Source organism: Candidatus Methanoplasma cognatum (assembly GCA_009777615.1).
In the GTDB taxonomy this organism is placed as follows: domain Archaea; phylum Thermoplasmatota; class Thermoplasmata; order Methanomassiliicoccales; family Methanomethylophilaceae; genus Methanoplasma; species Methanoplasma cognatum.
This window is the reverse complement of the sequence record WRLM01000001.1, coordinates 557,862-580,287: the sequence shown is the minus strand read 5'-3', so window position 1 is coordinate 580,287 and position 22,426 is coordinate 557,862. Positions and strand designations below refer to the sequence as shown.

Genomic DNA, 22,426 nt, shown 5'->3' with positions numbered 1-22,426 from the left:
AGGTATAATTCTGGCGATTGCCGGCGCATCATCCGTTTACGTCATAATTTGGGTTGATTGCTGTATTAAAAAAGAAGATTGTATTAAAAACAAAAATAGACCGTTTTTTAATGAAAATCATACCTTTTTATCTAGTGACGGTGAATTTTACAAAGGAGAAAAAGAGCTCGTTGGAGGAAGGATAATCTGTATAGAAAATGTAGGCGGCAGATCTGCAAAGGTGATAAGCATTCGTCTATATCCTTTCGATGAGGAAAATGAGTTGATTCCTGTAAAACTCGATGCTATTAATGAAAAATACTCCAAATATCCTAAAGAGAGTTATATAGATGTATTCCCGGGAGGCTTCCTCTATTATTTGTCCGCTGGAGGATCTATAGGGATAGATGTAGAAAATTTGCAGATAAGAGTGGAGTATATAGATGCCGATGCTGAGAAGGATTTAGTGCAACCATATGTCCAACGCTTATCATTGATTGAGAAAAAATTTGAAATAGACATATGCGGAGTGGAGATTAAGGATTCAGTAAAAAGGCCGTTAATTCCCTAAATAAAAACATAAACAATGGTGTTCGCTATTGTCATTTTTTGGCGCAAACGTAAAATATAGACTCTGAAACGACTGACTGTTAAGAGTAACGTGCCGACTTTGGAATGGATTGGAAAAGTATTCGGTTCTTGTATTTTTCATTAATTTTTAGAATACGCCCCGCTGTTTTCTCTCCCTCGGATACATGCAGAATATGCTGTGTCAAAACAATTGGCAAGAGAATCCAGAACAGGCTTCATGGCTTGAACAATATCATTTCCTTCGTCCCATATACCTTCCTGAGAATGAATCATGTTACGATCCAATCGCCCCATGTACCTCATGTCATGCCTATTTTCATTTAAATAATCTTTTGCCCCTTGGATCGTGACCTGTATCAACCAAGGTTTCGGAACGGGTCCGTCCAAAATTTTTGTATTTTTCTCTACGATTTCGAAAAGCATCTCTTCAAATCTATCCCAGTTACATATGTATTTGTTAGGCGGGTTGTATAACAGATCTGCATTGTAGTATTCGATTATCCCATTTCTGAATAGTTGAATGTATTCTGAGTACCTCGGAGAGCATGGAATAACCTCTGAACATCCCTCCTTTCATGGCGGCGTTGGCGCCATGAGCGACAAGAACACCCGTAAACTGAAAGATTACGTCTGCACGGATGTTGGATTCAGATTCAATCTCCGCATTCTCCGGAGGACGTATGCGCAGTATCTTGTGGATGCCGACGTTACGCTTGATGTTGTTCAAGTTGCGCTCGGACACAGCAATCCGGAGCGCATAACATCACATATTTTCGAGAAAATAGGCAAAAGGAGGTCATGTAAACGAGACAGTCTAAAAAATTTAAGATTTTGAAAACGAAGTACTGGCTGGGGGAAGGAAGCGAACGGGAGGGGATTCGAACCCCCGACCTGCAGCTTAGGAGGCTGCTGCCATATCCAGACTAGGCCACCCGTCCAAGATTAATAAGTTTGGAAATAAGATGTTTCTTTATTCTTCTTTCTGGTCCTCTTCGTCCTGATCCTTCTTGCCGAGGGACCAGGTCTCGACGAACTCTACGGTGTCTACGCCGAACACATCCCTGAGATCTGATACGACCTTGAATCTGGCCGAGGACCATTCCGGGTGGAACTTTGTTATGTCCGGTAGGGATACCGTCACTTTGTCACCGGGGAATACGAATTCGAACCCTTCATTGGTGCCGAAGTTCACCTCAAGAATGGCCTTCGCCTTCTCGACGGGATCTTCGATCTCCTCGGTGACCGTGAATTTATACAGAAGGTCGAATCCCGCCAGAGAGCTGTTGAAATCCACCTTAACACGCCCGGCGCCTACGGACATGACATGTCCCGTGCGGTTCCCGAGAGTTACCTGAAGCCCGGGATGCGGGTTGATGTCCTGCTTGTAGAATTCCCTTATGGGATAGATCTCGATGAGCTTGGGGTCCCTTGCGCCCGCGGCGTCCTCCGCCGGGATGAGTATCTCTGTTTCTTTGCCCACTTCCGCATTCGATATTGCATCCTCGAGGGCGGCGAAGAGTTTACCGGACCCTATGATATATGCCATGGGCTCATAGGTGTACTTGTCATTGTAGATGTCTGCCTCTTTGGCGACGGCCTCGTTCGTTGTATCATAAAGTCTGCCGCTGTCCGCCAGGTATGCCTTGTAATCAAGGCGGATCATCTTTTTAGCGTCATTGTCTGCCATTTTCAATCACCATGACCTTGTCTCTGTTCCAATAGAAGGCGCGATTATCTCAAACCTATTAAAAGTGTCGGTCGTTTTTCTACAATAGCCACATGTCCTAGTGCATGAAAAGTAATAAAAGGAATGCCTACATACGGCAGATTCAAGCCACCTTTGCATAGCCCGGTAGTGCGGCTGACTTGTAATCAGCAGGTCCGGAGTTCGAATCTCCGAGGTGGCTCCACTTGACTTTGAAAAATGCAGAAGAACCCTTTAATCCCCTATTTCGATATATCGCCATGTGGATCAGTCGAGATCATCTCAACATCGGCCTCATGTTTGAGCGCTCCGTATACGATCTGATGGTCAAACACGGGTTCTTTCCTGCGCTGGACCCCAAGAGTTCGACCCAAAAACTGGATGAGAAAATAAAAGGAGTTCAGGAGCCGGACCTCATGCTGGAGTACAAAGGCATTCAGTTCTGGGTGGATTGCCTCTACCGGACCAGTTTCTCCGGGAACAGCCTGAGCCTTTACGACAAGCAGGAATATCAGGAAAGAGAGGCCACATATGCTGTGCTGACCGACCCTCTTTTCATCGCCGTGGGCATTGGGGGGACGCCTGAATGTCCCGATACCTTCCTTTTTGACTATCACACATATTTCAACATGACCCGCATGAGCAGGGACCAGTGCAGAAGAGTCACTACGCACTTCAGAGGCGATTTTATAGAGTATAAGGTCCGGGAAACCTTTCTGAAAAAGAAACTTCTCTGAGGGCGCCGTTACATTTCCCTTAAAAGTTTCTCTTTATTGGGAACATTGTCCCTCAATAAGAACTCCGCCCACGGCGTTTGAACAGTGTCAACGTTTGTTTCCCAGAACAATAACCGCTCGCATAATTTACCGCATTCCGCTTCGACCGCCGCTTGCGCATTATTTTGACCGCGCTCGTACACAATCGCCGTGAGAGCATAGATGGGTCCGCCGATGGCGTGGGTTTCCACATGTACTGTTGCGCAGCAATGTCCGACGGCGCGGACCATGGAGCAATAAACGATATCGTCGGATATCTCCGTTGCGGCATTGTGCGCCGCAAGGATGGCCTTCTTGGCGACCGGCATCTTGATCTCGCCGCGGGCCCATGACCTGCTGATCTCAACGGCCTCGCGCGGTCTGGTCTCGTCCGGGTATTTCGTTTCAAATTTATTCGTCAATTCCCCGGCATATTCGAGCGCCCACAATACCAATGTTCTATGCTTTTGCTTTTCGATCAGAGCCAATAGCGGCTGTAAACATTCGCTGTCTCTGCTGAACAGGATCCTTTTCATTTTTGATCTCCGGTCTTCTGTGCCTTTGCCGCAGCCTCCGTATCTTCCTTGGCTTGGTTGATCACGGTCATTACTCGATCAAGATCTTTTGAGCGATTCCTTTCGCTTTATCGTATCCTTCGTTCAAATATACGGCCGCGATCAGAGCCTCGAACACCGAAGACGTTATGCCTGCTCGATTTTTCTCGCTGACTTCGAGGCCGCTGCTAAAGGTACATAGTGAGAACAGATCGATCCTTTTCTCTTCCAGACGTTTCGCTATGGGTTCATTGCCGACTATTTTCTCCTTTTCTTTACTCATCTCGCCTTCTTCTGGCTTTTGGAGAAGATGGTACAGATATTCGGAGGCCACCAGACCAACAACGGCGTCGCCAAGGAATTCGAGACGTTCATACGGCTCATCGTCCTTTTTCACGCCGCCTCTTTCCAGTTCGTTGGAATAGCTGTCATGCGTGAAAGCCACTTTGTACAATTTCATATGTTCTTCATTGCATTCGAGGTCAAACGGCGCTTTGCTTAACAGAGCCTTGATGGCCTTCTCTTTCTCCGCATAACTCATTCACATCACCTCCCTGAGCCAATGAGGTCATATCATCTACGCGGATCAGTTGCTGACCATGTTCTCGGCTGAATGTATGCACTTGGTCAGCACGGAATATGCGTTGATCATGTCCCTCTCGCCTACGATGAAGATTGTGTCGGTGTGACAGCTCACGGTCTCCTCGATATTGATGCCCGCGTCGGAGAGGTTGGTTATCAGGTAAGCGATCACGCCGCTGGTGTCCACTATCTTTTCCGGGGACTTGACTGCTATCTCGACGAGATTCTCTCTTATCTTAATGATATTGAACCTTCCGACGGTGTCGATGATCCTCTCCTTCAGCATGCTGTCCGCGATGATCGTTACCGCTGAAGCGGACTGCACGCACTGCATTATGGAGTTCTCGTTCCAGAGGTCTTTGAAAAGGTTGTCCATTTTATGAAGGACCGTCCAATCGTTCTTCGCCGTAACTATGCAGGTCTTTGTCCTCATCTCAAGCCTGCTGTCCCTCAGTATCCTCAGTATGCTCAACTCGTGATCGCTGGTGGTGTTGAGCCTGCTTGCGTAGCGGCGGCATGCTATCATCACCGCTTCCTCGTTGTCGACGCCCAGGTCCTTCATGATCATCCTTGCAAGGGAAGAATAATTTATCAGGCCTTTTGCTACGCAGTCCTTTATGCTCGGGTGAGCATCGATATATGCTCTGGTCCTTTCAGCGAGACTTTCTTTTGAGATACCGTTGGACATGCGTTCGTATCTCATTCCAAGTATTTATGTCCTATTCTGAACATTAAGTCTGAAAAAGTTTGGAAAAAGATGCGCCTGTGTCCGATATCAGATAATACTTTTGAAAGCTGACATGAACGCATCTTTTTGCTCAGAGTTTAGTATCAGAGGCGGGATCAGCCGCAGCACGTTGCCGTGGCAGATGTTTACGAGTATCCCCTTCTCCAGCATTGATCTCTGGACGGCGGCGGCCGTCTCCTTCGAATCGAGCTCCGCGCCGATGATGAACCCGTACCCGCGGACGTCTTTGATCTTCTCCGAACCGACGGATCTCAATTCGTCCATCCACTCTCTGCCGATCTTGTCTGCGTTTTCGACGAGGCCTTCCTTCTTGATTATGTCCAATACGGCGCATGCGGATCTTGTCACCAGAGGATTCCCTCCGAAGGTCGTCCCGTGGCTGCCGGGCGTCAGGACCTTTGAAATCTCGTCTGTCGTGACCACGGCTCCGATGGGCACTCCTCCGCCAAGGCCTTTCGCAAGCGTCACTATGTCCGGGACCACGCCGAAGTTATCCATACCGAACCACTTGCCCGTGCGTCCGACGCCGGTCTGGACCTCGTCGGCCACCATCAGCACCCCTTTGTCCGAACAGAGGTCGCGGACGCCCTTGAAGAATTCTTTACCTGCGGTGACGACGCCGCCCTCCCCCTGGACAGGTTCGACCAGAAGGGCAGCGGTGTCTTTGTCTATCATATCTTTGACGGACTCCAGGTTCCCGAACTCATAATAGCGGTATGCGTTGCTTATCAGAGGTTCGAACGTTTCCTGATATTTGGTCTGGCCGGTCGCGCCGAGCGACGCAGAGGTGCGCCCGTGGAACCCGTTGTATGCGGACATTATCTTGCCGCGCTTTGTGTAGCGGACCGCGAGCTTCATCGCCCCTTCGTTGGCCTCCGCGCCGCTGTTGACGAACAGCGAGCGCTTAAGGCCGCCTGGGGATATCGACGCCAGTTTCTCTCCGAGTTCCGCCTGCTCGCCCACATGGTACAGGTTCGAGACGTGTATCAGTTTGGATATCTGCTCCTGCATTGTCTTTACCCACTCGGGATGCGCGTGGCCGACGGAGTTGACCGCTATCCCGGCCACCAGATCGAGGTACTCTCTTCCTTCCGCATCATACAGGTATGCTCCCTTTCCGTGAGTGAATGCTATGTCCATGCGCCCGTAGTTCTGGAACAGATATTCAGAACTGAGGTCCTTTATCTCTTTGAAATTCATCTTCATCCCTTCGTTATTATTGTTCCGTGGGGTACGTTCTTCATCAGCTCGGTCAGGATGCTGCACGGGTCCTTGCCGTTCACCATGCGTACCGTCCCGGCGCCGGCATCCAGGGCGCTGCGGCAGGCGTCCACTTTTGGGATCATGCCTCCGGATATCACCCCTTTTGATATCAGTTCGTCAACTTCCTTCAGGGTGAGCTTGTTCACCAGCGAGGACGGATCGTTCACGTCCAGAAGTATTCCCGGAACATCGGTTATCATTATCAGTTCCTCGCAGCCGACGCCGGCCGCTATCCCCGCGGCCATCGTGTCCGCGTTAACGTTAAGACGGGTGCCTTCCCCGTCCTCTCCGATGGGGCATATCACCGGCGTTACGCCTCCTCCCAGAAGGTCCAGAAGGGTATCGGAGCGGACGTCTATGACCTCCCCCACAAGCCCCAGGTCCACCGTTATCTCCTTTCCTTCCTCGGTGATCGTGTACGGCTCCTTCTTCTTGCAAAGGGTGCACATATAGCCCGGCATGCCGATCGCGTCAACGGACGCCTCTTTCAGACGATCCGCCACGTCTTTGTTGATCGCCCCCAATACCTCCTCGGCGACCTTCAGAACTCTGTCGTCCGTTATTCTGAGCCCGGCCGCTTTTTTCGGGATGAGACCTCTTTTCTCCATCTCGGCCGAGATCTCGGGACCTCCGCCGTGCACCAGTATGACCTTTATATCATTGCGGATGAGCTCTGCCACTTCTCCGGACAGACGCATCATGTCCTCCTTGCCGCGGATCGCGTTGCCGCCGAATTTCACAACGAATATCTTCATTTCCATCACGAAGCGTATTCGGCGTTGATGCGCACATAATCGTACGTTAGGTCGCATCCCCAGCCTGTCGCCGATTCCTTACCGGAGGCGAGGTCCACTGCTATTATTACCTCTTTGTTGTCCATGGCCATCCGGACCACCTCCACCGCGCGCTCCTCCTGGAACACCGGCGCTCCGGAATCGAGTATGGGGACCTCCATGTCCCCTCCCTTTATCGTAAGGCGTACGTCCTCGACATTGAACTTGCATCCGCTGTTGCCCAGGGCCATCATTATGCGTCCGTAGTTGGGGTCCGATCCGAATATGGCTGACTTCACGAGGGGCGAGTTCATTATCTTATGAACGGCCTTCCGGGCGTCCTCCTTCGTATCGGCGCCCGTCACCTGTACCTCAATGAGTTTTGTCGCGCCTTCCCCGTCCAGTGCGATAGTTTTTGCGATCTTCATCATCACCGTTTCCAGAGCGGCGATGAATTCTTTGTCTTCATCCGCAAAGGAACCGCCGGCCTTGCCGTTCGCCATGAGTAACGCCGTGTCGTTCGTCGATTGGTCCCCGTCCACCGACACCATGTTCAGGGTGTCGTCGAGGATCTCCTGCCATTTGGCTTTGAAGGCGGGCGACAGCGAAGCGTCGGTCGTCACGATCGTCAGAGTGGTGCCGTGGATCGTCTTGAGATGCGGGGCTATCATGCCGCTGCCTTTCGAGGTCGCCGATATGTACACCAGCGTTCCGTCCTCCTGGCGGACGCGGACGGAGAATTCTTTTTTTATCGTGTCCGTGGTCATGATCGATTCCGCGAAGAGGCCGTCGGCCTCGCGTCCCTGGTCGAGATCGCGCGCGGCGCGGCTTATACCGTAGCGAACCTTATGCATGTCTACGAAACGCCCTATCAGGCCGGTGGACATTATCCCGACCTCGATCGGGTCGATGTTGAGCTCCAGCGCGGCGGTCTGTTTCATTGCCATGACATCCTCGATCCCGCGGCGCCCCGTCAGCGCGTTGGCGTTGCCGCTGTTTATGACCACCGCCGAAAACTTCGGCGAGTTCTCTTTTATCATCACCTGCACCGGCGCGGCCTTCACTTCGTTGCTGGTGTAACCGACGAACGCAGATGCCGGCACCTCGGAGAACACCATCCCCAGGTCCAGCGCGCGATATTTGACGCCGCTGTGCACTCCCGCGGCCTTGAACCCCTGAGGGGTCGTTATGCCTCCTTCTATCTCTTCTATCATTTCACACACCCAATCCCGGAGTGTCTATTCCTGCTGTTTCTTTTATGCCGAGCATCAGGTTCATGCACTGTACGGCCTGACCCGACGCGCCTTTGACAAGGTTGTCCAGAACTCCGAACGCCGCGACCTTGCCGCCGAGGACATTGGATGAAACGTGCGCGTGATTGGATCCGACCACCGCGCGTATAGAGGGCTCTTTGACATAGTGGACAAAGCGCTCTCCGCCGTACTGTTTCTCGTATATCTTTGCTATCTCCTCATCGGACATGCCCTTCTTCAGGTTCATGTAACAGGAGGAAAGTATCCCGCGCACGATAGGAATCAGCTGGGGCACCATCGTCACGCTGGTCTCGGCGCCGGCGAACATTCCGATGGCATCCTCGACCTCCGGCGCATGGCGGTGCGTTCCTACGCTGTACGGGATCACGGATTCTCCGCAGAAAGGATGGTGAAGGCGGGGGGACGGCACCATTCCGGCGCCGGACGTCCCGCTCTTCGCATCCGCTATGATATCATTATCAACTACGCCCGCTTTCACCAGCGGAGCGCACGCCAGTATGATGGACGTGGCATAGCAGCCGGGGTTAGCTACGAGGTCTGCGCCCTTTATATTTCCGCGGAACAGTTCCGGGAGTCCGTAGACCGAGCGCTTGAGGTTCTCCGTATCGGTGTGGTCGTGCCCGTACCATTTGGAGTATTTTGCCGCGTCATGCAGACGGTAGTCCCCGGAAAGATCGATCACCTTTATCCCGGCCTCGGCGAGCGGGGGGACCTCTCCCATCGCCACGCCGTGAGGAGTGGCAACGAACACCAGGTCCAGATCCTTTGCGTCGCCGATCTTCTCAGTGAAAATAAGATCGGAATAACCTTTTAGGAACATTTGAGAATCTGATACCTTCTTGCCTGCGTTCTGACGGGAAGTGAGCGCTGCCAGCTCTACCTCCGGGTGAGTGCAGAGCAAACGTGACAGTTCGCTTCCCGTATATCCTGTGCCTCCGATTATGCCGACTTTGTACATATGCGTACTTCCGATGATACAAGGGCAGAATAGTTTAGTATTTAACCATGATAGATAAGTGTTGTCTGAAACAAGACAGTCAATGTCGGGAAAGTTGCCCAAGTGACAGAAAAGGCGATGTGAAAACGTAATGTGGGTGCGGTGACAATACTGTCGAAACATAAATCCGGAAAGAATGGGACAAGCGAGAGTAAGACTTCTTCAAGAAAAATAATAAGACGGAGGTCCGCTGCGCTCCGTCTGAAAAAGGTTTGAAGGGAGGAGAAACTGTTTTCTGTTCAGCGGACCTCGATGGTAAGCGTGTCGGTCACATCGTTCTTGGGTATGACGTACTCTCCGCCCGGCCCGGACGGGACGGGCTTCCACACGCCGTCCTCTCCGACGCGGTAGGCCGCCTGCCCTGAGCCTTCCACGGTGAACTCGTATGGCTTATTCCTGCGGGCCTTGTCCTTGCCGATTATGCTGGCCGAGGACTGCACCTTGATGACATCATATGCCCTCCTCCAGAAAAAGAGGAACCAGAACAGGGCGCCGGCCGCCAGCAGCAGGATCGCTGCCGCGGCGATCCACCAGAGAGCGCTGTCCGCGCCGCCGAAGAGGCCGCCACCTGCGGAGCCTCCGCTCCCATCTTTCTCAAAGATCAGATAGACAACCATGGATTCCATTACGTTATCGAAGGATATCGTCGAATCGGGCGACTCCTGCGACCCGACCTTCCATCCAATGAATTTGTACCCCTCGACGGGATACGCCGTCAGGGTCAGGTCGGAGAATTGAGTAAGGAAGACGGGCTGGCCGTATACTGCGAACGGCGCTCCGTTCACGCTGTATTCGGCATGGCCGCTGCCTGTTATGCGTATTTCCAGAGTGATCCCGCCTTCGGCGCTCCTCACTTCTATGGAGTGGCTCATGTTCACATTGCGGAAGGTATAGTATCCGAGATCTATCTCAGCCTGAGAGAGACCCATACCATCCACTATGACCTCACTTATGTGGTATCCGGCGGCGGCAGCGAAATGGAAGGTCTGGCTCGCCCCCCGCGTCACCGCCACAGTACCCGACGGAGATATTGTAGATCCGGCGTCGGAGGTCGCTTTGATGTTGTAGCTGCTGGTCGAAGGCGGTACCGGCGGCGCATAGGTGAACACTGCGGTCACGCTCATGTCGCCGGTTATGGAGACATTGGCTGGGTTCAGCAGATTATCTGCCGAATCGATGACGTACTTCTCGAACTCGTATCCGATTCCGGGGAACGCTTCAATTGAGATGGATAGTACAGACTGCGGTATATTGATGATGGTCGACGGAACGTTCACCGTATGGGCATTTGTCCCGTCGTCTATCTCCACTATGCCGTTGCCAGCAACGGTCACGTCCACCGCATAATAATTGAACAGGGCCCCGTTGAGGAAGTTAGCATCAACTGTCATATCTGCCGATATGGGCCACTTCACTGAACTTACAAAGATGACATTCCCTGAGTCGATATCAGAGTACTCGAACACGTCGGTCCCGGTGACCGCAGTGATCGTTATCTCGCCGACGGTGTCTGGAACAAACACAATGGTACTCCCTGGCCCTGTCACTACATGGGTTGTGGTTCCGTCGTATATCTCCACATCTCCGCTGCCAATTATAGTGACGAACACATCATAATAGCCAGCGGAGCTGACGAACGCCGCCGCGACGGTGAGATCCGAGGATGCGGAATGTGTGTATGTGTCGCTTGCTTCGACTACGCCTATCCAGTACGAGAATGTCCATCCGCTGTTGGGGGCCGCCTTGAGGTAGACAGATGTAAGTACAGGGAAGGTCTTGCCGCCTGCCGGTATGTCGTAGTATGCGGTTCCGTCGATCGACCATTGGACCTTTCCGTCACCAATATTGGTTCCTTCTGTGATAGTGAAGTGCGCTCCGGTGAAGAACCTGACCTCGATCTCCATGTCGGAACTTATCGAGGCGGTCAGCACATCGCTGTAGTATGTGGACGGCGTTCCGCCATCCGGAGTGATGATGAACTTCTCAAACCAATACGCTCCTGCGGAAACCGCCGTGAATGTCACGGATGTGGTCGTGGTGGGCACGAATATACTGTCGGATGCTGTGAACGGCCCATACATGGTCGTTCCGTCATTGACAGTGACTGAACCTGTGCCCGTCACAATTATATCGATCGCATAGCCCGGAGTGATCGTAAGGGTAACCGTTACAACAGGCGCCCAATAGCCCGTAAGATCCAATACAACTTCAACGCTGTATGTTCCGATATCTGTAGGGGGGGTTATGCTCGGGCCGTATGTGGTCGCACCTGTTCCGGTGTATGTGATCACGATATCGGAAGATGTTACGCTCAGAGGAAGGCTTGTTTCATCATCCGTTACCGTCGGCGTGTCTATTGCCTGCGGGGAGCCGTTCCAATCTACTACCTTATTAGAAGCATTTATCGTAGCGGTGTCAAAGAAAAGGAATTTCATGATGATCGCGTCACCGCTGCCATTGTTGCCGACAGACCAGCCGGGGCCGCTGAATGCTGACGTAGAATGACCGATCACTATACAGCCGCCGTCGGTTGTCGCCGTTACGCGACCGAAGGAATCCCCATTTGTTCCGCCGTAATTGCTTGCCCACTGCACGTTCCCTGCGCTGTCGAATTTGAAGATGATTAAATCAGCCAAACCATTGTTGCCGACAGACCAGCCGGAGCCGCTGAATGTTGAGTTTGAATTACCGACCGCTACACAGCCCCCGTCGGTTGTCGCAGTTACGCCACTGAACTCATCCCCATCTGTTCCGCCGTAATTGCTTGCCCACTGCACGTTCCCTGCGCTGTCGAATTTGAAGATGATTAAATCAGCCCAGCCATTGTTGCCGACAGACCAGCCGGAGCCGCTGAATGTTGAGTCTGAACTACCGACCGCTACACAGCCCCCGTCGGCTGTCGCCGTTACGTCAGAGAAGTAATCCGAATTTGTTCCACCATAATTGTTTGCCCACAGCACGTTCCCTGCGCTGTCGAATTTGAAGATGATTAAATCAGCCCAACCATTGTTGCCGACAGACCATCCGGAACCGCTGAATGGTGATTGAGAATTACCGACCGCTACAAAGCCCCCATCGATTGTCGCCGTTACGCTGGCGAAAGTATCCGTACCTGTTCCGCCGTAATTGCTTGCCCACAGCACGTTCCCTGCGCTGTCGAATTTCATGATAAGCGCGTCTATGCTGCCATTGTTGCCGACAGACCAGCCGGGGCCGCTTAATGCTGACGAAGAATAACCGACCGCTATACAGCCGCCGTCGGTTGTCGCCGTTACGTCACTGAAGATATCAAGATTTGTTCCGCCATAGTTGCTTGCCCATGATACATCACCTATCATTTCCCCTGAGCTGTCTGTGTCCGTGTGCAGGAGCGGCAGCGCGGCGACCATAACCATGATGGCGACCGCAATTATCATCATAGGTTTTGCGGCGCGTTTAGAAAGGATGCGTTTCGTCTCGGACGATGTGCCCTTCTTCTTTTCGGACGCCGTTTCATATTTCATTTTACTTTTAGGTCTCATTTTAATTACCTGCCTTATTTTATTCATTGAGATTGCTTCCGCCCGCCGTCCGCGGCGGGCGGAAGATTGACTGTGAATAGACGGAGGTCCGCTGCGCTCCGTCTGAAAAAGGTTTGAAGGGAGGAGAAACTGTTTTCTGTTCAGCGGACCTCGATGGTAAGCGTGTCGGTCACATCGTTCTTAGGTATGACGTACTCTCCGCCCGGCCCGGACGGGACGGGCTTCCATACGCCGTCCTCTCCGACGCGGTAGGCCGCCTGCCCTGAACCTTCCACGGTGAACTCGTAAGGCTTCTTCCTGCGGGCCTTGTCCTTACCGATTATGCTGGCCGAGGACTGCACCTTGATGACATCGTATGCCCTCCTCCAGAAAAAGAGGAACCAGAACAGGGCGCCGGCCGCCAGCAGCAGGATCGCTGCCGCGACGACCCACCAAAGGGCGCTATCCGCGCCGCCGAAGAGGCCGCCGCCTGCGGAGCCTCCGCTCCCCTCTTTCTCAAAGATCAGATAGACAACCATGGATTCCGTTACGTTATCGAAGGATGTCGTCGAATCGGGTAGCTCACGCAACCCAGTATTCCATCCTACAAGCTTGTACCCCTCGCCGGGATGCGCCGTAAGGGTCAGGTCGGAGAATTCAGAGAGGAAGACGGGCCGGTCGTATACTGCGAACGGCTCCCCGTTCACGCTGTATTCGGCATGGCCGCTACCTGTTATGCGTATTTCCAGAGTGATCCCGCCTTCGGCGCTCCTCACTTCTATGGAATGGTTCATGTTCACATTGCGGAAGGTATAGTATCCGAGATCTATCTCAGCCTGAGAGAGACCTATACCATCCACTATGACCTCGCTTATGTGGTATCCGGCGGCGACAGCGAAATGGAAGGTCTGGCTTGTCCCCCCTGTCACCGCCACAGTACCTGACGGAGATATTGTCGATCCGGCGTCGGAGGTCGCTTTGATGTTATAGCTCTTGGTCGAAGGCGGTACCGGCGGGGCATAGGTGAACACTGCGGTTACGCTCATGTCGCCGGCTATGGGGGTGTTGGTCGGATTCAGGATACTGTCTGCCGAATCGATGACGTACTTCTCGAACTCATATCCTGTTCCCCGGAACGCTTCAATTGAGATGGACAGTACGGACTGTGGTATATTGACCACTGCCGACGGAACGTTCACTGCATGAACATTTGTCCCGTCATCTACCTCCACTATGCCGTTGCCGATAACGGTCACGTCCACCACGTAATAATTGAACAGGGCTCCGTTGAGGAAGTTAGAATGAACTGTCATATCTGCCGATATGGGCCACTTCACTGAACTTACATAGATGACGTTCCCTGAGTCGATGTCGGAGTACTCGAACATGTCAGTTCCGTTGACCGCAGTGATCGTTATCTCGCTGACGGTGTTCGGAACATATACGATGGTGCTTCCCGGTCCTGTCACTACATGGGTTGTAGTTCCGTCATAGATCTCCACATCTCCGCTGCCGATTATAGTGACGAACACGTTATAATAACCGGCGGAGCTGACGAACGCCGCCGCGACGGTGAGATCCGAGGATGCGGAATGTGTGTATGTGTCGCTTGCTTCGACAACGCCTATCCAGTACGAGAATGTCCATCCGCTGCCCGGAACCGCCTTGATGTAGACAGACGTGGGTACAGGGAAGGTCTTGCCGCCTGCGGGTATGTCATAGTATGCGGTCCCGTCGATCGACCACCGGACCTTTCCGCTGCCGATGTTCATTCCTTCGGCAACGGTGAAGAAGTCCACTCCCGTGGTTCCGGTGCTGTCGTAGAATGCGGCAGCGATCGTCAGGTCTGCAGGTGTTGCATAAGCATAGGGATTGGATTCGCCTGCGCCTATTCCGATCCAGTAGGAGAATTCCCAGTCAGTGTCGGGTACCGCCTTGAGGTAGACCGTCGTCGGTACGGGGAAGGTCTTGCCGCCTGCGGGTATGTCATAATAGTAGGTGTTGTCCACAGACCACTGGATCTTTCCGTTGCCGATGTGGGTTCCTTCGGTTATCGTGAAGAATTCCACTCCCGTGGTTCCGGTGCTGTCGTAGAATGCGGCTGCGATCGTCAGGTCTGCAGATGCCGTATGTGTGTGCGGGTTCGCCTCGCCAGCACCAATTCCGATCCAGTATGAGAATGCCCATCCGGTATCGGGGACTGCCTTGAGGTAGACAGATGTAGGTACAGGGAAGGTCTTGCCGCCTGCGGGTATTCCGTAGTAGTCCACATCGTTGATAGACCACTGTACCGTTCCGTTACCGATGTTGGTTCCTTCGGTTATGGTGAAGAATTCCACTCCCGTGGTTCCGGTGCTGTCATAGAAGGCTGCCGCAATTGTCAGGTCGGTTGATGCCGCATAGGTATACGGGTTGGCCTCGCCTGCGCCTATTCCGATCCAGTAGGAGAATGCCCATCCGGTATCAGGGACTGCCTTGAGGTAGACAGATGTAGGTACAGGGAAGGTCTTGCCGCCTGCGGGTATGCCGTAATAGTGGGTGTTGTCCACAGACCACTGGATCTTTCCGTTGCCGATGTGGGTTCCTTCGGTAATTGTGAAGAATTCCACTCCCGTGGTTCCGGTGCTGTCATATAAGGCTGCCGCAATTGTCAGGTCGGTTGATGCCGCATAGGTATACGGGTTGGCCTCGCCTGCGCCTATTCCGATCCAGTAGGAGAATGCCCATCCGGTATCAGGGACTGCCTTGAGGTAGATGGTCGTTGGTGCTGGGAAGGTCTTGCCGCCTGCGGGTATGTCATAGTAGTCCACATCATCGATCGACCATTGGACCTTTCCGTCGCCGATGTTGGTCCCTTCGGTAATTGTGAAGAAGTCCACTCCTGTGGTTCCGGTGCTGTCGTAGAAGGCTGCCGCAATTGTCAGGTCGGTTGATGCCGCATATGTGTACGGATTGACTTCGCCTGCGGGTATTCCAATCCAGTAGGAGAATTCCCAGTCCGTGTCGGGGACCGCCTTTAGGTAGATGGTCGTTGGTGCTGGGAAGGTCTTGCCGCCTGCGGGTATGTCGTAGTAGTCCACATTGTTAATGGACCACTGGACCTTTCCGTTGCCGATGTTTGTTCCTTCAGTTACCGTGAAGAAGTCGGTACCGGAAGTTCCTGTGCTGTCATAGAAGGCAGCTGCAATTGTCAGGTCGGTTGATGCCGCATAGGTGTATGGGTTCATCTCGCCTGCACCAATTCCGATCCAGTAGGAGAATTCCCAGTCAGTATCGGGTACCGCCTTGAGGTATACAGACGTTGGTACAGGGAATGTCTTGCCGCCTGCGGGTATGTCGTAGTAGTCCACATTGTTAATGGACCACTGCACATTTCCGTTGCCGATGTGGGTTCCTTCAGTTACCGTGAAGAAGTCAGTGCCGGAAGTTCCGGTGCTGTCGTAGAATGCGGCAACAATCGTCAGGTCTGCAGATGCCGTGTGCGTGTATGGATTCGCCTCGCCTGCACCTATTCCGATCCAGTACGAGAACGCCCATCCCGGGTCCGGTACCGCTTCCAAGTAGACGGTTGTCGGTACAGGGAATGTCTTGCCGCCTGCGGGTATGTCGTAATAGTCCACGTCGTTGATGGACCACTGGACCTTTCCGTCACCGATGTTTGTTCCTTCGGTAATGGTGAAGAAGTCGGTACCGGAAGTTCCGGTGCTGTCGTAGAATGCGGCAGCGACCGTCAGATCTGCGGATGCCGTGTGCGTGTATGGATTCGCCTCGCCTGCGCCTATTCCAATCCAGTACGAGAATTCCCAGTCCACATCGGGTACCGCCTTGAGGTATACAGACGTTGGTACCGGGAAGGTCTTACCGCCTGCGGGTATGTCGTAGTATGCGGTTCCGTCGATCGACCACCGGACCTTTCCGTTACCGGTGTTGGTCCCTTCGGTTATCGTAAAGAAGTCCACTCCTGTGGTTCCGGTGTCGTCATAGAATGCCGCCGCTATTGTGAGGTCTGCGGATGCCGCATAAGCGTAGGGGTTAGATTCGCCTGCGCCTATTCCGATCCAGTAGGAGAATTCCCATCCCAGATCCGGTACCGCTTCCAAGTAGACGGTAGTCGGTACAGGGAATGTCTTACCGCCTGCGGGTATGTCGTAGTAGTCCACATCGTTGATGGACCACTGGACCTTTCCATCACCGATGTTGGCTCCTTCGGTTATAGTGAAGAAGTCCACTCCTGTGGTCCCGGTGCTGTCGTAGAATGCGGCAGCGACCGTCAGGTCTGCGGATACTGAATAAGTGTAGGGATTAGATTCCCCTGCGCCTATTCCGATCCAATATGAGAACGCCCATCCCGGATTCGGTACCGCTTCCAAGTATACGGTAGTCGGTACAGGGAATGTCTTGCCGCCTGACGGTATGTCGTAATATGCGGTTCCGTCGATCGACCAACGGACCTTTCCGTCGCCGATGTTGGTCCCTTCGGTAATTGTGAAGAAGTCCACTCCTGTGGTTCCGGTGCTGTCGTAGAAGGCAGCCGCAATTGTCAGGTCGGTTGATGCCGTATAGGTATACGGGTTAGCCCCGCCTGCGCCTATTCCGATCCAATACGAGAATTCCCAGTCTGTATCGGGTACCGCCTTGAGGTAGATAGAGGACGGTACGGGGAAGGTCTTGCCGCCTGTCGGTATGTCGTAATACGTAATTCCGTCAGTCGACCATTGTATCTTTCCATTGCCGATGTTGGTTCCTTCAGTAATAGTGAAATCTGTACTGTTGGTGTCATAGAAGGCTGCCGCTATAGTAAGATCTACAGATAGCACATGCGTGTATGTGTCGCTTGCTTCGACAACACCGATCCAATAGAAGAACGCCCAGTCAGTGCCGGGGACCGCCTTGAGGTAGACATCAGTCGGCACGGGGAAGGTCTTGCCGCCTGAGGGTATGTCATAGTAGTCCACATCATCGATCGACCACTGGACCTTTCCGTTGCCGATGTTCATTCCTTCGGTTATCGTGAAGAAGTCGGTTCCGGAGGTTCCGGTGCTGTCGTAGAATGCGGCAGCAATTGTCAGGTCGGTTGATGCCGTATAGGCATATGGGTTGGTCTCGCCCGCGGGTATTCCTATCCAGTAGGAGAATGCCCATCCTGGGTCCGGTACCGCCTTGAGGTATACAGACGTTGGTACCGGGAAGGTCTTGCCGCCTACGGGTATTCTATAGTATTCCACATTGTTGATGGACCACTGTATATTTCCGTCTCCGATGTGAGTTCCTTCGGTTATCGTAAAGAATTCAACACCGGTGGTTCCGGTGCTGTCGTAGAATGCGGCGGCGATCGTCAGGTCTGCGGATGCCATGTGCGTGTGCGGGTTGTCTTCTCCCGCGCCTATTCCGATCCAATATGAGAACTCCCAGCCTGTGTCGGGAACGGCTTTCAGGTAAACCGAGGTCGGTACCGGGAAGGTCTTGCCGCCTGTCGGTATGTCGTAGTATGCGGTTCCGTCGATAGACCACTGAACCTTTCCGTCGCCGATATTGGTTCCTTCGGTTATCGTGAAGAAGTCCACTCCTGTGGTTCCGGTGTCGTCATAGAATGCCGCCGCAATCGTCAGGTCTACGGATACTGAATAAGTGTAGGGATTAGATTCGCCTGCGCCTATTCCGATCCAATATGAGAACTCCCAGCCTGTGTCGGGAACGGCTTTCAGGTAAACCGAGGTCGGTACAGGGAATACCTTGCCGCCTGTCGGTATGTCATAGTATGCGGTTCCATCGATGGACCACTGGACCTTTCCGTCGCCGATATTGGTTCCTTCGGTTATCGTGAAGAAATCGGTACCGGAGGTTCCGGTGCTGTCGTAGAATGCTGCCGCGATGGTAAGGTCTGCGGATGCTGCATAAGTGTACGGGTTCGCCTCGCCTGCACCTATTCCGATCCAGTACGAGAATTCCCAGTCCGTGTCGGGTACCGCCTTTAGGTAGATGGTCGTTGGTGCGGGGAAGGTCTTGCCGCCTGTCGGTATGTCATAGTATGCGGTTCCGTCGATGGACCACTGGACCTTTCCGTCGCCGATATTGGTTCCTTCGGTTATCGTGAAGAAATCGGTACCGGAGGTTCCGGTGCTGTCGTAGAAGGCAGCCGCTATTGTGAGGTCTGTTGAAAGCGAATATGTGTAGGGGTTAGATTCGCCTGCACCTATTCCGATCCAATATGAGAACTCCCATCCTGCGTCAGGCACTGCTTTCAGGTAAACCGAGGTCGGTACCGGGAAGGTCTTGCCGCCTGTCGGTATGTCGTAGTATGCGGTTCCGTCAATAGACCACTGAACCTTTCCGTCACCGATGTTGGTCCCTTCAGTTATCGTGAAGAAATCGGTACCGGAGGTTCCGGTGTCGTCATAGAATGCAGCCGCAATCGTCAGATCGGTTGATGCCGCATAAGTATATGGGTTCGCCTCGCCTGCGCCTATTCCGATCCAGTATGAGAATTCCCAGTCCGTGTCGGGTACCGCCTTGAGGTATACGGACGTTGGTACCGGGAATACCTTGCCGCCTGTCGGTATGTCGTAGTAGTCCACATCGTCGATAGACCACTGAACCTTTCCGTCACCGACGTTGGTCCCTTCAGTTATCGTGAAGAAATCGGTACCGGAGGTTCCGGTGCTGTCATAGAATGCCGCCGCAATTGTCAGGTCTGTTGAAAGCGAATGTGTGTAGGGGTTAGATTCGCCTGCGGGTATTCCGATCCAGTACGAGAATTCCCAACCTGCATCAGGCACTGCCTTCAGGTAAACCGAGGTCGGTACCGGGAAGGTCTTGCCACTGGTGGGTACATCATAGTATGCGGTTCCGTCAATCGACCACTGAACCTTTCCGTCACCGATATTGGTTCCTTCGGTTATCGTGAAGAAGTCCACTCCTGTGGTTCCTGTGTCGTCATAGAATGCCGCCGCAATCGTCAGGTCTGCTGAAAGCGAATATGTGTAGGAGTTAGATTCGCCTGCACCTATTCCGATCCAATATGAGAATTCCCATCCCGTGTCGGGTACCGCCTTGAGATATACAGACGTTGGTACGGGGAAGGTCTTGCCGCCTGTCGGTATGTCATAGTATGCGGTTCCGTCAATCGACCACTGGACCTTTCCATCGCCGATATTGGTTCCTTCGGTTATCGTGAAGAAGTCGGTTCCGGAGGTTCCGGTGCTGTCGTAGAATGCGGCAGCAATTGTCAGGTCTACGGATGCTGCGTAAGTGTACGGGTTCGCCTCGCCTGCACCTATTCCGATCCAGTATGAGAATTCCCAGTCCGTGTCGGGTACCGCCTTGAGGTATACGGACGTTGGTACCGGGAAGGTCTTGCCGCTTATCGGTATGTCGTAGTATGCGGTTCCGTCGATAGACCACTGGACCTTTCCGTCGCCGATGTTCGTTCCTTCAGTAATGGTGAAGAAGTCGGTTCCGGAGGTTCCGGTGCTGTCGTAGAATGCGGCAGCAATTGTAAGATCTGTGGATGCGGCATGAGTATACGGGTTCGCCTCGCCTGCGGGTATTCCAATCCAATATGAGAATTCCCATCCTGCATCAGGCACTGCTTTCAGGTAAACCGAGGTCGGTACCGGGAAGGTCTTGCCGCCTGTCGGTATGTCATAGTATGCGGTTCCGTCAATCGACCACTGGACCTTTCCATCGCCGATATTGGTTCCTTCTGTTATCGTGAAGAAGTCGGTACCGGCGGTTCCGGTGCTGTCGTAGAATGCGGCAGCAATTGTCAGGTCTACGGATGCTGCGTAAGTGTAGGGGTTAGATTCGCCTGCACCTATTCCGATCCAGTACGAGAATTCCCATCCCGTGTCGGGTACCGCCTTGAGGTATACGGATGTCGGTGCCGGGAATGTCTTGCCGCCTGTCGGTATGTCGTAGTATGCGGTTCCGCCGATAGACCACTGGACCTTTCCGTCGCCGACATTCGTTCCTTCGGTAATTGTGAAGAAGTCAGTGCCGGCGGTTCCGGTGCCGTCGTAGAAGGCTGCCGCAATTGTCAGGTCTGTTGAAAGCGAATGTGTGTAGGGGTTAGATTCGCCTGCACCTATTCCAGTCCAGTACGAGAATTCCCAGTCCGTGTCGGGTACCGCTTCCAAGTAGACGGTAGTCGATGCGGGGAAGGTCTTGCCGCCTGTCGGTATGTCGTAGTATGCGGTTCCGTCGATAGACCACTGGACCTTTCCGTCACCGATGTTTGTTCCTTCTGTTATCGTGAAGAAGTCGGTACCGGCGGTTCCGGTGCTGTCGTAGAACACTGCCGCTATTGTAAGATCTGTGGATGCGGCATGAGTATACGGGTTGTCTTCTCCCGCGCCTATTCCGATCCAGTACGAGAATTCCCAGTCCGTGTCGGGAACGGCCTTCAGGTAAACAGATGTTGGTACAGGGAATACCTTGCCGCCTGTCGGTATGTCGTAGTAGTCCGCATCATCGATCGACCATTGGACCTTTCCGTCGCCGACATTCGTTCCTTCGGTAATTGTGAAGAAGTCTGTGCCAGCGGTTCCGCCGTCGTCATAGAATGCCGCCGCAATTGTCAGATCAGTTGATGCCGCATAAGTATACGGATTCGTCTCGCCTGCACCTATTCCGATCCAATATGAGAATTCCCATCCGCTGTCGGGTACCGCCTTGAGATATACAGACGTTGGTACAGGGAATACCTTGCCGGCTGCGGGTATGTCAAAGTAGATGATGTTGTCCGCAGACCACTGTACCTTTCCGTCGCCGATGTTGTTCCCTTCGGTAATGGTGAAGTGCGCTCCGGTGAAGAAACGTGCCTCGACCTCCATGTCAGAGCTTATCGGGACTGTCAGTACTTCACCGTAATATGCGGACGGTGTTCCGCCCTTCGGAGTGATGATTAACTTCTCAAACCAATACGTTCCTGCGGAAACGGCCGTGAACGTCACAGATGTGGCCGTGAACGGCACGAATATCTTATCATCTGCTGTGAACGGCCCGTACGTGGTCGTTCCGTCATTGACAGTGACAGAACCTGTGCCCGTCACGATTATATCGATCGCATAGCCAGGATCGATCAGATATGCATCCATGCCTGATCCGTTCTCTACTACCACTAAGAAGTAGTATGTTGTCGCACTAAGGCCTTCGATAAGGTAGTTGGTGAAACCTGTGTGATCGTACTCTGTCGAAAGGAGTGTCTTGCTTGAGCCGGAGAGACCCGCCCAGGATGGCGGGTCTTCCGGATCTATCGGCGATGTATCCCAGTATATCTTCACGCTCGTTATCGTCTCGTCGCCGCCTGTGAGTCCTGCTGTTATCAGGTAGTTGCCTGAAGTGGCTGTCTCGATTGCGGTGCCCGATGTTATGTTTGGTAACGTTACGAGCTCAAATACTGCGCTTTCGACCAAATCACTCGCAGGAATGCCGAACCAAATGACATCCAAGTCTTCGACCTCGAACATAGATATCACATAATATTTTGTGTTAGGTGTCAGTCCGTTTGCTGTCCCTGTTACCGGGTTCGCGAAAGACGACCACGGTACCGAGGACGGAGTGTCGGGTCTGCCGTCGATATCCAGAGATTCAGAATACAGGAAGGCGCCGGAACCACTCACATAGGTGTATGTGCTCAGCGATTGTCCTGTGCTTACGAGATCCGCCGAATCTTTGTTGATGTCCGATGCCGTGACAGTACCTGGA

General features: G+C 53.0%; 13 protein-coding genes and 2 tRNA genes. 3 read left to right on the top strand and 12 right to left on the bottom strand.

Annotation, left to right across the window (positions count from 1 at the left end; all coding sequences use genetic code 11):
• Positions 1-220 precede the first annotated feature (220 nt).
• On the top strand, positions 221-550 hold the full coding sequence (locus FWG96_02540) for a hypothetical protein (protein MCL2032134.1): 330 nt from the start codon (positions 221-223) through the stop codon (positions 548-550).
• Positions 551-690: 140 nt separating this feature from the next.
• On the opposite strand, the gene FWG96_02535 is transcribed toward FWG96_02540, so the two are convergent.
• The 3 genes from FWG96_02535 to FWG96_02525 all read right to left on the bottom strand — a co-directional run bounded on the left by FWG96_02535 (position 691) and on the right by FWG96_02525 (position 2,257).
• Positions 691-993, bottom strand: coding sequence for a hypothetical protein (locus FWG96_02535; GenBank protein MCL2032133.1), 303 nt, complete (start codon positions 991-993; stop codon positions 691-693).
• Positions 994-1,433: 440 nt separating this feature from the next.
• Positions 1,434-1,508, bottom strand: a tRNA-Arg gene (locus tag FWG96_02530).
• Positions 1,509-1,540: 32 nt separating this feature from the next.
• Positions 1,541-2,257, bottom strand: a complete 717-nt coding sequence (locus tag FWG96_02525) for a peptidylprolyl isomerase (GenBank protein MCL2032132.1) — start codon at positions 2,255-2,257, stop codon at positions 1,541-1,543.
• Positions 2,258-2,403: 146 nt separating this feature from the next.
• Between FWG96_02525 and FWG96_02520 the strand changes: the two genes are divergently transcribed.
• A tRNA-Thr gene (locus tag FWG96_02520) sits at positions 2,404-2,480 on the top strand.
• Between the two features lie 55 nt (positions 2,481-2,535).
• Positions 2,536-3,012 (top strand): hypothetical protein, encoded by a 477-nt coding sequence (locus FWG96_02515; GenBank protein MCL2032131.1) that lies wholly within the window; start codon positions 2,536-2,538, stop codon positions 3,010-3,012.
• A gap of 8 nt (positions 3,013-3,020) precedes the next feature.
• Here the strand turns inward: FWG96_02515 and FWG96_02510 are convergent, their stop codons facing one another.
• The 9 genes from FWG96_02510 to FWG96_02470 form a co-directional block, all read right to left on the bottom strand.
• Positions 3,021-3,566: a hypothetical protein gene (locus FWG96_02510; GenBank protein MCL2032130.1), complete on the bottom strand. Its 546-nt coding sequence runs from the start codon at positions 3,564-3,566 to the stop codon at positions 3,021-3,023.
• Between the two features lie 70 nt (positions 3,567-3,636).
• Entirely contained in the window at positions 3,637-4,125 is a 489-nt protein-coding gene (locus FWG96_02505) for a hypothetical protein (GenBank protein MCL2032129.1), read from the bottom strand.
• Positions 4,126-4,170: 45 nt separating this feature from the next.
• Positions 4,171-4,854, bottom strand: coding sequence for an ACT domain-containing protein (locus FWG96_02500; GenBank protein ID MCL2032128.1), 684 nt, complete (start codon positions 4,852-4,854; stop codon positions 4,171-4,173).
• Between the two features lie 87 nt (positions 4,855-4,941).
• Positions 4,942-6,114: an aspartate aminotransferase family protein gene (locus FWG96_02495; protein ID MCL2032127.1), complete on the bottom strand. Its 1,173-nt coding sequence runs from the start codon at positions 6,112-6,114 to the stop codon at positions 4,942-4,944.
• Positions 6,115-6,116: 2 nt separating this feature from the next.
• Positions 6,117-6,938, bottom strand: a complete 822-nt coding sequence (argB, locus tag FWG96_02490; GenBank protein ID MCL2032126.1) for an acetylglutamate kinase — start codon at positions 6,936-6,938, stop codon at positions 6,117-6,119.
• Positions 6,938-8,164 (bottom strand): bifunctional glutamate N-acetyltransferase/amino-acid acetyltransferase ArgJ, encoded by a 1,227-nt coding sequence (gene argJ / locus FWG96_02485; GenBank protein ID MCL2032125.1) that lies wholly within the window; start codon positions 8,162-8,164, stop codon positions 6,938-6,940. The genes argB and argJ overlap by 1 nt, the downstream gene beginning before the upstream one ends.
• 1 nt (position 8,165) lies before the next feature.
• Positions 8,166-9,182 (bottom strand): N-acetyl-gamma-glutamyl-phosphate reductase, encoded by a 1,017-nt coding sequence (gene argC / locus FWG96_02480; GenBank protein MCL2032124.1) that lies wholly within the window; start codon positions 9,180-9,182, stop codon positions 8,166-8,168.
• 278 nt (positions 9,183-9,460) lie between these two features.
• Positions 9,461-12,724 carry a hypothetical protein gene (locus FWG96_02475; GenBank protein MCL2032123.1) on the bottom strand — a complete coding sequence of 1,088 codons (3,264 nt, stop codon included), beginning with the start codon at positions 12,722-12,724 and terminating at the stop codon, positions 9,461-9,463.
• 158 nt (positions 12,725-12,882) lie between these two features.
• Positions 12,883-21,552, bottom strand: coding sequence for a hypothetical protein (locus tag FWG96_02470; protein ID MCL2032122.1), 8,670 nt, complete (start codon positions 21,550-21,552; stop codon positions 12,883-12,885).
• Positions 21,553-22,426 lie beyond the last annotated feature (874 nt).